At 45.9% G+C, this 12,621-nt stretch carries 11 protein-coding genes; 5 read left to right on the top strand and 6 right to left on the bottom strand.

The features are described from left to right. The first annotated feature begins 3 nt into the window (after positions 1 to 3). The 5 genes from D0X99_RS11810 (at position 4) to moaCB (ending at position 3,601) form a co-directional block, all read left to right on the top strand. Entirely contained in the window at positions 4 to 738 is a 735-nt protein-coding gene (locus D0X99_RS11810) for a sulfite exporter TauE/SafE family protein (RefSeq protein ID WP_119478031.1), read from the top strand. Between the two features lie 133 nt (positions 739 to 871). Further along, positions 872 to 1,111, top strand: a complete 240-nt coding sequence (locus tag D0X99_RS11805) for a MoaD/ThiS family protein (RefSeq protein ID WP_119478030.1) — start codon at positions 872 to 874, stop codon at positions 1,109 to 1,111. Positions 1,112 to 1,114: 3 nt separating this feature from the next. Next, positions 1,115 to 2,185 (top strand): HesA/MoeB/ThiF family protein, encoded by a 1,071-nt coding sequence (locus D0X99_RS11800; protein ID WP_119478029.1) that lies wholly within the window; start codon positions 1,115 to 1,117, stop codon positions 2,183 to 2,185. 7 nt (positions 2,186 to 2,192) lie between these two features. Then, positions 2,193 to 2,639 carry a molybdenum cofactor biosynthesis protein MoaE gene (locus D0X99_RS11795; RefSeq protein WP_119478028.1) on the top strand — a complete coding sequence of 149 codons (447 nt, stop codon included), beginning with the start codon at positions 2,193 to 2,195 and terminating at the stop codon, positions 2,637 to 2,639. 56 nt (positions 2,640 to 2,695) lie between these two features. Beyond that, positions 2,696 to 3,601, top strand: a complete 906-nt coding sequence (gene moaCB / locus D0X99_RS11790) for a bifunctional molybdenum cofactor biosynthesis protein MoaC/MoaB (RefSeq protein ID WP_119478027.1) — start codon at positions 2,696 to 2,698, stop codon at positions 3,599 to 3,601. Between the two features lie 105 nt (positions 3,602 to 3,706). On the opposite strand, the gene D0X99_RS11785 is transcribed toward moaCB, so the two are convergent. From D0X99_RS11785 to D0X99_RS11760, 6 genes are all read right to left on the bottom strand, one after another. Further along, positions 3,707 to 5,500 carry a hypothetical protein gene (locus D0X99_RS11785; protein WP_119478026.1) on the bottom strand — a complete coding sequence of 598 codons (1,794 nt, stop codon included), beginning with the start codon at positions 5,498 to 5,500 and terminating at the stop codon, positions 3,707 to 3,709. Positions 5,501 to 5,628: 128 nt separating this feature from the next. Further along, on the bottom strand, positions 5,629 to 6,861 hold the full coding sequence (locus D0X99_RS11780) for a carcinine hydrolase/isopenicillin-N N-acyltransferase family protein (RefSeq protein ID WP_119478025.1): 1,233 nt from the start codon (positions 6,859 to 6,861) through the stop codon (positions 5,629 to 5,631). Positions 6,862 to 6,864: 3 nt separating this feature from the next. Next, complete coding sequence (locus tag D0X99_RS11775) at positions 6,865 to 7,998, bottom strand: nitrilase-related carbon-nitrogen hydrolase (RefSeq protein ID WP_119478024.1); 1,134 nt, start codon at positions 7,996 to 7,998, stop codon at positions 6,865 to 6,867. Beyond that, entirely contained in the window at positions 7,995 to 9,356 is a 1,362-nt protein-coding gene (locus D0X99_RS11770; RefSeq protein WP_119478023.1) for a flavin monoamine oxidase family protein, read from the bottom strand. Before D0X99_RS11770 ends, D0X99_RS11775 begins: the two co-directional genes overlap by 4 nt. 54 nt (positions 9,357 to 9,410) lie before the next feature. After that, complete coding sequence (locus tag D0X99_RS11765) at positions 9,411 to 11,744, bottom strand: glycoside hydrolase family 95 protein (RefSeq protein ID WP_119478022.1); 2,334 nt, start codon at positions 11,742 to 11,744, stop codon at positions 9,411 to 9,413. A gap of 94 nt (positions 11,745 to 11,838) precedes the next feature. Beyond that, positions 11,839 to 12,411 (bottom strand): TlpA family protein disulfide reductase, encoded by a 573-nt coding sequence (locus D0X99_RS11760; RefSeq protein WP_119478021.1) that lies wholly within the window; start codon positions 12,409 to 12,411, stop codon positions 11,839 to 11,841. Positions 12,412 to 12,621: the final 210 nt, after the last annotated feature.

Raw genomic sequence — 12,621 nt, 5'->3', positions numbered from 1 at the left:
GGGATGGAGATTTGGGATTTGTTACTGTATTTTTTAATGCCTTTTGCTGCCTTTATGTATGCTTCAGTGGGGCATGGAGGAGCGAGCAGTTACCTGATGATTTTGGCTTTGATGGGTTTTGCTCCTGAGGAAATCCGACCTTCAGCCCTGATTCTAAATATGTTTGTTTCCATGATTTCCTTTTTGAATTATCGGAAATCAGGAGAATTCCCGGTCAAACTTTTTATTTCCTTAGCTGCATTTTCGATTCCTGCGGCTTACCTCGGAGGAACAATTTTGCTGGATACCGGTATTTACAAGCAGGTTTTAGGGGTATTGCTCTTGTTCCCTGTTTTGAAATTTGCCGGGGTTTTCCCTGTCTCCGATACTGAAAAAATCGAGCGAAAATGGTGGATGGCTCCGGTACTTGGATTGGCAATCGGTTTACTTTCAGGTATGATCGGAATCGGGGGTGGGATCATTCTGTCACCTATTCTGCTGATGCTGGGTTGGGCTGGAATGAAGGAAACGGCAGCTCTGAGTGCGCTTTTCATTTTCCTCAACTCCGTGGCAGGTTTTCTGGGAGCTTCTGTTTTTCATGTTGACTTTTCGATGCAACTCTGGATTTTGTTGCCGCTGACTGTGGCAGGAGGAGCATTGGGAGCCTATTTGGGAGCGAAGAAATTCAGTCCCAAAACACTGAAATATCTCCTGGCTTTTGTCCTGGCTTTTGCAGCTGTGAAGTTGATTATCGGGTAAACAGATTCTCCCAGATGTCACAGATAAGCGCAGATAAATTTAAATCTGTGGAAATCTGTCAAGGGATCAGTCCAAATCAGTGGGAGAAAAAGCATACTAAAGCGTAACTTGGGAACAGAAATCAAACCAAACTATGCCCCACACCATCCACATCAAAGCTTTTGGAATGGTAGCCGAGACTATCGGTTCGGATTCCTTGGAAATGGAGAATCCGGGTTCCTCGGAGGCCTTGAAGCAGCAGCTCTTTAAGCAGTTTCCCGGATTGAAATCCATGAAGTTTAGCTTGGCATTGGATAAAAAAATGATTCAGTCGGATACCGATATTTCCCAAGGCAAAGAGATTGCCTTATTACCCCCATTTTCAGGAGGATAATTTATGGACAGATTTGAAAGACAAGTGATATTACCGGGATTTGGACCCGAAGGGCAAGCCCGATTAAGAAGTGCTTCTGTGCTGGTCATCGGGGCAGGAGGTTTGGGCTGTCCAATTCTACTGTATTTGGCTGCCGCCGGAGTGGGTAAAATTGGAATTGTAGACGGAGATTCTGTGGCAAAATCCAATCTTAACCGGCAAGTGCTTTACGGGGAAAAAGACCTTGGAAAAAACAAAGCTGAAACTGCCGCCCGACATTTTCAGGAAAAGTACAAGGATATTAAATGGGAGATTTTCCCCGAATTCATTACAGTCGAAAATGCCCAGGAACTCATTTCAGGGTTTGATTTGATCATTGACGGAACGGATAATTTCCCGACCCGATACTTGGTCAACGATGCCTGTGTGCTTCAGGATAAGCCCTTGGTATTTGGTGCTATTTATCAACACGAAGGGCAGGTTTCAGTCTTCAATCTTGGAGAAAATGCCTGCAACTATCGGGATCTCTATCCTCAGATGCCGGCGGCTTCAGAGATTCCTAACTGCTCCGAAACCGGTGTTTTGGGCGTATTGCCTGGCATCATTGGTAACCTGATGGCTTTGGAAGCCATCAAAGTGCTAAGCGTTTTGGGTAAACCTCTGAAAAACCGCGTGTTGTTTTTCAACAGTTTGACATCCCAAACTTATGAAGTGGAAATTGCGCGAAACTCCAATTCCCAACAGTCAATTCCAGATACTTGGCAAGCGTTCGAGGCTATGGATTATGAGCTTGCCTGTGAAGGAATCAAGCAATTGACTTGGGATGAAGCCATGCGGAAAATGAACCGGGATGTGGCTTTCGTGGATGTTCGCGAACCTGGAGAAATGCCGCCTTTGGAATGTACCGGCTTGATGAAAATCCCGCTTTCCACCCTTTCAGCTCAACTTGACCGATTGGAGGATTCGGAAGAAATTCTGTTTTTCTGCCAGAGTGGTATCCGTAGCCAAAAAGCTGCCCAGCAATTGCAGCAGGCTTTTCCCGATAAAAAAATCTTCTCCATCAGAGGCGGAATCAACGCCCTGAAAACCTCCTGATTTGACCATGGAAAAAGAGCGCAAACCCAAAAATATCTTTGTGCAGGGAGCAATATCTCCTGAGAAAATAGCCCATTCCATCGCTGCTCACCAAAGCAAAACCGATATAGGTGGACACTCCATTTTTTTGGGACAAATCCGTGCCGATGAAAAACCAGAAGGAAAAGTTATTGCTATCGACTATACAGCCTACGAGGAAATGGCCTTGGAAAAGGCTTTTGAAATCCGTGAAGCCATATTTGAAAAGTATCCCCTGACCTGCATGCACATTTACCACAGTTTGGGTGAAGTCAAAGTTGGAGAGATTTGCCTGTTTGTATTTACCTCATCCAAACACCGCAAAGCAGCCATGCAAGCTTGTGACGAACTGGTGGAACGAATCAAAGCTGAACTTCCAATTTGGGGAAAGGAAATTTTGGATACGGACAACCATGTCTGGAAAGTGAATGTGTAGTCCACAGACCACGGTCGACTGTCCTCAATGGACTGTTGACTAAAAAAAACAAAACAATGATCAACATCACCCATAAAAGTCCGACCCTTCGAAAAGCTATTGCTCAGGCGATTGTCAAAGTGAGTAAACCGGAAACGATCCTTGCCGTGAAGGATCGGGCAGTTCCCAAAGGCGACGTGCTGGAAATGGCTAAGACCGCCGGGCTTTTTGCCGCCAAGCGGACAGCCGACATGATCCCGGATTGCCATCCGCTGCCTATTGAATTCACTTCCATCAGCTATGAAATTGGTGTGATGGAAATCAAGGTGCTGGTGGAAATCCACACCATATATAAAACCGGGGTGGAAGTGGAAGCTATGCATGCCGCCTCGGTGGTCGCCCTCACGATGTACGACATGCTCAAACCGATCGACAAAGGAATCAGCATCGAACAGATAAAATTGCAGGAGAAAAAAGGAGGTAAATCAGATCAGCAGTCGGATTTCAGTCAGTTGAAAGCATCGGTTTTGGTGTGTTCAGATACCATTTCCCAGGGAATAGGAGAGGACAAGTCCGGGAAAATCATTATCGAAAAGCTGGAAAATCTGCAAGTACAGGTGCAGGAATACAGGGTCATTCCTGACGACAGTGACCAAATCCAAAATGCCGCCAACGATGCACTGGCACAAGGAATTGATTTGTTGATTTACACCGGGGGCACTGGATTATCCCGAAGGGACATCACGCCTGAATCCCTCGAACCGCTTTTGGACCGAAGAATTCCCGGAATTGAAGAAGCGATTCGTAGCTATGGACAGCAGCGGGTTCCTACTGCTATGCTTTCCCGATCCATTGCCGGAACCATGGGTAAAATGCTCGTTTTGGGCCTTCCGGGATCAACGGCAGGTGCAAGCGAATCCATGGATGCGATTTTTCCCGCAGTTTTGCATGTGTTCAAAGTATTGTCAGGGGAGAGGCATTGAGGACTGGACAATGTTCCGAGTGCCAGGAAACTTGACTTGGGATTGGGTTCAACATCAAAAAGGCAGCTAACAGGCTGCCTTTTTCACTTGAAAATATTTTGAATTTTAGCTTAAAACAGGTCTCAATTGCTCAATTTCTGCTTTTAGCTCCTGAAGCTGGCTTTTCATTTTTTCGAGGATTTCCTCCGAATCCATCTGGATCGAATTGATCAAATCCTGATAATAGGTCAGTCCGAGGTTGAGGTTTTTTCTGAACTTTTCCAGATAGGCTCCCTGCTTGGCCGAGGCCTCCGGAATCAATTTTTGGAATTCATTTTTCAGGTAATCCACATAGAGTTGCGCTTCTTTCACAAAAACATGAGGCCTCTCGGAATCCAGTCGAAGGTTGATTTTTCCATAGATATGATCCACCATTTCCTTCAGGCTGAAAACTCCCTTGAAATAAGCGAGATTAGGTCCGGGACAGATGGTCACGGCTTTGAGGTTTCTTCGTGGGGTTTCTCCCTGGGCTAAGATTGCAGGGGCACTCAATCCCTCGCAAAGGCAGTCTTTTTCCAGCGTATCTGTGAGTTCCTGATGTGTCACTTTTCCTTCGCTGAAAAACTTGCTCTTCAGATTTTGGTATTGCCGTGAGGCGGTGCAGATGGGTTTTTCTGAAAACTCCGTGCTGAAGGTCAAAAACTTCTTGTAGCAGGGACTTCCCGGCCGTCCTTTTTCGATCCGCTCCAAACGCTGTTTTTCACCGCTGCTCGTTCTCAGGTTGTTGAACGGCACACCCAAAGGAGAGGCATGACTTAGGAAGAAATCCGACTTTTTTGCTTCGATGATGCGCTGCAAGGTGTCTTCGTCCACGGATGTAGCTTCCGGTACCAGCAGGAATGGACTTCCCCAACCCGTACCGTCCAATTGGTAATGATTTCGCAGGAAACTGTCCTCATGAGCCGTACCTATTCCACCTTGGTAGGTGATTTTGATGGTTTCACTTTCAGGTAAAAGCGGAAGTCCTTTTTCGCACAAGGCTTGGTTGCAAGACTGACGGATAGTAGAAATGAGTTCTGCCCGGTTGGTTTTAAACTCCTCCAGAATAGGACCCGCTAAGAATCCGTCCGTGGCAAAGGCATGCCCTCCGCAATTGAGGCCGGATTCTATTCGAAACTCGGATACAAATAGCCCTTTTTTTGCCAGGAATTTTCCTTGAATCAGAGCTGAACGGTAATCGCTCACTTTCAAAATGATTCTCTTTTGGATGTTTCCGGTTTTGTCTGGGAAAAATCCTTCAAACTGCTCCGCATAACTGTAAAGGGCAGGGTTCATGCCTGCTGAAAAGACCACGGAAGCATGAAGTTTACTTTTTGCAAAAGCTCTCAAAGCTGAAAGTGCATCGGAATATTCTCGGGGAAGTTCCTTGCCTTCTTTGTCATAATTAAGTTTATCGACTTTGGTCATGATGTTGACATCAACTGATCCAGGCTTCAACAACTTTAGGATTTTAGCTTTCAAGCTATGCTTTTCCGATTCATCAGCGATCATGAATTCGTGGAAAAGTTGAGCGAGCAGACTGTTTTCTGGCAGCAAAGAAACCAACTGATTCATCGATCCTTCTTCCTCCCAATTTTCAGATTTCAGTTGTTCGATTTGTTGATGAATGGCCGAATGCAAAAAGTCCAGATAGGCTTGAATTCGCTTGGCCCGATAGTCTTCCTCCTCCTCGGAAATGGGTTCGAAAGGAAGATTCAATTTTTGGGAATGGATTTTCCGCATGTCCTCCAGCAGAAAGTCATCCATGATGGAGACCACGCTGGAAATTCCAAATTTGGCTACTTTGAGAGGAGTTTCTACAGTATATCCCAATCCCATGACCGGGATGTGGAAGGAATGAAGTCCGGAAGATTGATGCATTGATTGAGTGCTGGTAATGAATTCAAATAAACAGCCAAAATTACCCAAGCAGGCGTTGTTAATCCATTTTCATAGGCTGTTATAAGCTTTGTTCTCAGGTGACTTTTGTCAGGGAAAACCTGATGTTTTTAACCCTGAATTTCTCTGAGAAATTGGAGATACTGGTGCAGACAGGAATCGGAAAATCGGCTCAATTCCTCATTGGAGGCACTTTTCTCAATTAACTCCCGATCTTTTTCCAGCCACTTTTGCTGAATTTCATCAAGCCGTTTTCGGTAGTCAGGTTGGAGCTTGGAGTAGTTTTTCAGGATGATTTGGTGGACTTTTTTAGCCTGCCACCAGAGGCTTTCATCCGGATTTCCACCCGGTGAAAGTACGGGGGAGTCTATTGAAGTTCCAAAGTAAACAGGTAAATAAAGGCTAAGGCAAGGGTAAGAGGTACCACTCAACCAAACAGTGGTTGCTCTGTCTTTGCGAATCTCAGCTACCATACTTCCGGTGGTATCCGAAGGGTTGGTAAAGCCTGTGGCATGCATGCAAATGCTGCCGGTGGTTGCTTTTTTGGGGTCAAATTCTCCTTCCGGATGATTATGCTGACGCAAACCCTGAAAAAAGTCAGAAACGCTCAGCTTTTCCCGTTTTGATAAAAAATCAAGGGTACAAGCTTGTCTTGATTTGGATCTTCCAGCGGTGGTGTACAGCAGATCCGAAAAGTACTCCCTGAAATTCAGGTGTTTTCCCGCAAAGAGTTTTTGGATTGTCCGGGGTTCTTTTTCCCAATGGACTTCCTGATAATCCTCCCCGATTGTCAATCCGTTGGAAATGCTCCCGAGGGATTCGACCTGCCGATAGGCCCAGGATTTCCCGGCGGTTTCCAAAATGTAGGCTTGATCCGGATCTGCAATCAGAAAGCTGTTGTGGTAGTAGAAGTCTTGGTTTTGGTATCCTCCGCAGGCATTTTGACCGTACTCATTCAGCAAAGTTACCAAGGTTTTCAAGGCCTCGTTGGCCGTTTTGCACCGCTCCAAGGCCAATCTGAGGAGATCCATGCCTGTCAATCCGACTGCTTTCTTGTCAAATTTCACATTGGTGAATACGGCCTCATTTCCGATTACCAGCCCAAATTCATTGACACCCATCTCGGCTCCCCACATCTGAAAGGGCTTGGAAAGAATAACTTCAAACGTCTCCTTAGCTTGGGGAATGGAAATGTAGGTGCATTGCACTTCCTTTTGGGAAGTCAGTTTTCTGGGGAAATGAACGATTGCCTGTGCCTCGAGTGGTTCCCGGTCGGAGTTTTTTCCCAAAATCAGATTACCTGAGCGGGTTCTTTGAGGCAGGGCAACCAGCGTGTCACACATTTCTCAGAAATTAAGACTCCAAATTCCTGCTTTTTCCGCTGCTTTCACCGGTAAAAGTTCACCCTGACTTACCACCAAAGGCTGCCCATCCGTTCCCAAATCCCACAGTTCCCCACGCAAAAAAACATTCATACCCACTTGTGCGGAGGTAGTTTTGATTTTTCCAGGTAGGGCATATTTCTCCCAAGCCTGACGCTCCGAGATTTGATTGATGTCGTCAAGTTCGGTCCCCGTGGGTTCAGGATAGCCACTGTATCCTTGCCAAAGCTTTTCCATGGTGCCATTTCCGGTGCAGTAGGAGGGGACCAGGATTATCTCAACGTTTTCATTTTTTGCAGTTTGATAGGCCTCAGGATACCAGCTGTCTGCACAGATCAAAAGGGAGGTTTTACCGATAGGAAGATCAAAAGTCGGGATTTGTAGCGGATCGGACGTTGCAAGAAATGGCTGTTCGGATTCGATGGGAAAAGCTTTCAATATGGGAGATCCGACGATTTTACCATCCGGGCCAAAGATAAAGGAGGCGTTGTAAAGGGGCTTATCAGTGTCCAAGACCAAGTTTCCATTTTCCACGCCCGGACCGGGAAGAATGATCGATCCCGCAGCGATGTAAGTCTTGTATTCAATGGCCAATTCACTGAATGTGGAAAAATAACTCTTTGCCATTTTCCTTGCTTTCATTCTGAAAATCGCTGCCGCTGCTTTGTCTTTGGCATCGGCTGCTGCCGGAAGGGATTTTACAAATTCAAACAGATTACTGACGACCATGATAGTCATGGCATCCTGAAGGGTTTCTTCGGTTGCGATGGAATGTTTTTCTCCTTCCAAGACCAGCCAAGTTCCAATGTATTCTGGGAAAAGGACTATGGATTTTTTTCGAATCAGGTTGCTCTTTTTTGCCTCCCTGAGATAAATGCCCATTTTTTCCTTAAACATGGCCTGGGAAAAATAATCTGATGCCAGCATATAAGGTTGGATTCCTACTATGGATCGGTCCAGACTGTCCGAAGGATTGATTTCCTGGATTTCAGTGATTTGAGCGTCCACCAAAGGAAGGGGATGATTGCGTCCTGAAAAAGACCAAATCATCCAGATAAACACACAGAGAATGATTAAACTGATGATTTTCTTGATCATTTTTTCAGGGAAATAAGTACTTCATTTGCAGCTGCTTCACCCGCCAAAACTGCTCCTTCGATGTATCCATGCCATCTCGTAGCGGCTTCTGTCCCCGCAAAGAAAAAGGGATCAGCGGATTTTCGATAGCTGTCACGAAAATTGGTCCAAGCTCCTGTAGGCATCAAGGCAGCATAGCAACCTCGCGACCAAGTCTCATCGGTCATGGTGAAGTCTTCATATCGGATGGATTTGGCAGCTTCACTTCCAAAATAGGAAACCAATAACTTTTGCATTTGCGATTTGCGGTCTTCTTTGGAAAGCTCAAAATAGGATTTGGCTCGGTTTCCAATGGTAAATCCCATTAGTATCCCATAGTTTGAATTAGCGGGAGAGCAGTCAAAAAGTGTCTGGAAGGGAGTGATTCCGTCCGAAACTGCCTGTCCGCTGAAACCGGATTTCCGCCAGAAAGGAGACTTGTAAATCATAAAGCACTTTCCAACCCGGCCCATGGGGTAATCTTTGATCAGATTTTTCTTTTCCTCCGAAAGCCCGGGGAAAATTTTAATTTCCTCCAAAAGTGGAGGTGGAACAGCAAAAATCACCTTTTCACAGGTGAATGAGCCGGAATCAGAAATCACCAAAATACCGGAATCGGTTTTTTCGATCTTTCGGACAGGAGAATTAAAACGGATGTTTTCCGGAAAAGCCTCCGCCATTTTGTCTACAATAGTCTGCATTCCTCCTTTGATGCGGTGGAGTTGCGCTCCGTTTTTTATATTGATCAGGCAATCCAATGAAGTGCCGGATTTGATGTAAAACAGCGCATGGAGAAGTGAAAGCTCATGAAGTTCACAGGCAAAAATCGTCTCACACCCCACCCGAATTACCTGGTAGCAGGCATTGGTTTTGGAGTTTTTTCTAAGAAAATCTTCCAGTGTTTGGCTGTCAAATTCACCGGCTTTGGGATGCGACCAGGGGGAATTCAAATCTATCTGACGGGCGAGTCGTTCCAGTTTTCGGATCACCCAATCCAGATTGAGTAAAGAAAACAGGTCTATTTTGGGAATTACGCCAGTGTAAGTTTTGATCTTTCCACGAAGGTCAAGGATGTTTTTACCCTGATTGTAGGTTTCGAAATACTCGATTCCATATTCCCGGCAGAGCTCGTACATCCGGTCCTGGGTCGGACCGATCCATTGGCCTCCAAAATCCACATAGAGATCCTCGGTCAGAGTTTTGGTGAAAACCCTTCCTCCCAGTCGTTCCCGTGCTTCCAGAACCTGAAAAGAAATACCTGATTTATGAAGTTTTTTGGCTGCGGCAATGCCCGAAAAACCACCTCCAACAATGAGGACTTTGGGTGATGAATTGCTCATTTTCGGAATTTAGGGAAATTTTTTGGCTCTCGTGATCTTAGGTTAAAATTGGGGTTAGAACTCCATTTCCAAACTTTCCCCGGGCTTCAATTCCAGGTCGATTTCTGATCCGTCAGCAAAAAGCTTTGTTTTCTTTCCCAAATTGGATAGGATTTTCACCGTTTTCACTTCCCCATTTTCCCAAGTAAAATCCAGCGTAAATCCTCCTCTGGCTTTGATTCCGGTTACTTTCCCAGATTCCCAGGCTTTGGGCAAAGCAGGCAAAATCCGGATGATTCCCTCTTCGTGGGATTGGATCAAGGCTTCGGCTACTCCAGCTGTGTAGCCAAAATTCCCATCGATCTGAAATGGGGGGTGTCCGTCAAACAGATTGGGAAGAAGGCTATGGGTAATGAGTTTTTCGACATGTTCGTGCACCATTTCTCCATCCAGAAGTCTTGCTGAAAAGTTGATCAGCCAGGCCCTGGACCAACCCGGACCTGCTCCGCCATTTGCCAAGCGGAAATCAAGGGTCTTTTTGACTGCCTGAAAATATTCCGGGGTTTGACTTTTGGTGATGGCTGCTCCCGGATGAAAAGCATAGAGATGGGACATGTGTCGGTGGCCCTTTTCTGGCTCTTCATATTCTCGATCCCACTCCAGTATTCGGCCATCGGAACCCAGTTGGATTCCTGTGCGCAGTTTACCGAGTTGGGCTTGAATTTTATCGCTCTGGGGAGATCGTTTCCCGAGGATTTCGGAGGATTTCAGATAAATGGAGAATATGTCATGAATCAACTGTTGATCCATAGCAGCGCCAAGTGTAGCCGCAGCTTTTTGGCCTTTTTCATTGATGAACTGATTTTCCGGAGAAGTCGATGGGGCTGAGACCAAGGTTCCATCCCGTGGATCAGTCATCAGCCAATCGGAATAGAATAGCACCAATTGTTCAAAGGCAGGAAAGGCCCGTTTTTCCAAAAAATCCCGATCACCGGTAAACAGGTAATGCTCCCAATAGTGCCTGCCCAGCCAAGCTCCGGCTCCGACCCAACTTCCCCAATAGGCGGTGGAAGACTGCAGAAAGGGGATTTTCCACAAATCAGTGGTGTGTGGGAGCATGGATCCCCGCATGTTGAAATTATTGGAGGCGACTTTTTTCCCGTTTTCAATCAAGTCATCTGTAAAGTCAAAAAGCGGACCGTGAAGTTCGCTCAGATTGGTCACCTCAGTCGGCCAATAGTTCATCTGCAGATTGATGTTCAGGTGATAGTCCGCGTTCCAAGGTGCAGCGATGTGCTGATTCCAGATTCCCTGCAAGTTGGCCGGGTTGGTGCCGGGACGGGAGGAGGATATCAGGAGGTAGCGTCCAAAGTCAAAGAGCAGTTTTTCGAGGTGAAGATCTGTATGACCAGCTTTGACATTCTGAATTCGCTGATCGGTAGGGATGTCCTTAGAAGTTGATTCTCCAAGCTTTAAACTCATACGTTTGTACCAGGATTTATATTCCCGGACATGAGTGGAATGGACTTCTCCCCAGCTTTTGAAGCTGATCTGATCGATTTGGGCTTCTACTTGCTTTTCGAAATCCGGGGAATAATAAGAAGTTGCGGTGACGAGTTTGAGGATGATTTCCTTTGCTCCACTGACCTCCAGGCGATTGGAGGTTGACTTGATTTCCCCGTCATGATTTTGTGCCAACACCAGGGTTTTGAATTTTACTCCATGAAGAATTGGGTAGGGTTTGGAATCGATTTGACCTGATCGTTGGGTTATCATCCCGGTCATTTGCAGGAGATTGTTATTTAGGGCTTTGGATTCGGCCGTCGGGTACCCCTGATCCTCAGGCCTGTTGAGTCGGATTGCTCCTCGAAATCCATCTGGATGTGTGGTCTTCAGTCTGATAAAAATGGCATCATCCGGAGCGGATGAAATGACTTCCTGACTCACTTCATACCCTTCGCTTTTGAATTCGGTAAGCGAAATTGCCTCTTCCAAATCGAGACTCCGCTTGTAATCGGTCACGGAATTCCAGTCGAAATCAAGCCACAAATCACCCAAAGTTTGATGGGAGCGGGTGATTTCTTTTCTGGAAAATTTCAACACCAGAAGGGAGTCTGCTTTGGCATGATCTCCAGAGATGAGGTAGTTTCGGATTTGCTCCAGATCTTTTGGAGTGCCATCTGCCAAGCCCCAGTCTTCGGGTCCTCCAGGCCAAAGTGAATCCTCGTTAAGCTGGATGCGCTCCTTTCCGGGTATACCAAAGACCATGGCACCCAACCTGCCATTTCCGATCGGAAGGGCTTCATCCCAATTTTGGGCGGGCTGTTGGTACCAAATGACGGATTTCTGTGCAAATGAAAAGGGTATGGAAAAAAATGCCCAGAATAGGATCAGGGAGGACTTCTTCATAGGTTACTTGGGTTGGCTGTTAAAGATTATGATAAATCATCGATCTCTCCAACCCGAAAAGTGAAAATATGCTTCCGCTTGGTTCAAATTGTTTTTACTGCGATAGGAGAAAATTCCGGAATTCGTCCGTATTGAAATTGCTCATACCCTGCTGGTAAAAAACAATCTTCCCTTCCTTGTTGACAACCAAAGTGGTCGGGATCGATTCACTTTGCAGGCTTTGATTGATGCCAAAACTAGCATGGACTGTCGGAAAAGCCCAGGTTTTCCCTTCCATGAAATCCTTGCTTTTGTTAAAGTCATTGTCCAGCCCAATCATCAGAAATTCGAGATTCGGCGTGTCTTTGACGGATTTGTACAATTCCGAAATGTGAGGCATCTCTGCACGGCAAGGTCCGCACCAGGACGCCCAAAGATTGATGAAAACGGTCTTGCCCCGATAATTTTGAAGATCCACGATGTTTCCTTCAAAGTCCTTGAACTGTCCCCGATAATCGAATTTTTGGTTAGTAAGGTCAGGTATTTCCAGTTTGGGTTTGATCAGTCCTGTGGAAAGCAACACGGATTGAATGGCCCCCTGAATTACCGGCAGCAGGCCAGTAAAGTAGAGAAATACAAAAAAGGCCAAGATAAGGCCCCAGGACTTAATTTCTTTTTTCCAATCCATTTGAAGTACGAAGTACGATTTACGAAATACGAGGCCTTGGAAGTGTTTTGAACCATCCCTCTCGGGAACTTCTCAGCTTTTAAAACTTCCAACTTTCCAACCCAGTTTTTCAATTTTTCAATCTTGCAATTTTACAATCTTTAAATCAGTCCCTTAGTGACAAGTCGCACATTTTGGGTTTTTGGCATCAAAAGCAGGCGTATCTTGCGA

Origin of the sequence: Algoriphagus lacus (genome assembly GCF_003583985.1) — a bacterium.
Taxonomy (GTDB): domain Bacteria; phylum Bacteroidota; class Bacteroidia; order Cytophagales; family Cyclobacteriaceae; genus Algoriphagus; species Algoriphagus lacus.
The sequence above is the reverse complement of the archived record's forward strand: the minus strand, read 5'-3'. Positions and strand labels throughout refer to the sequence as shown.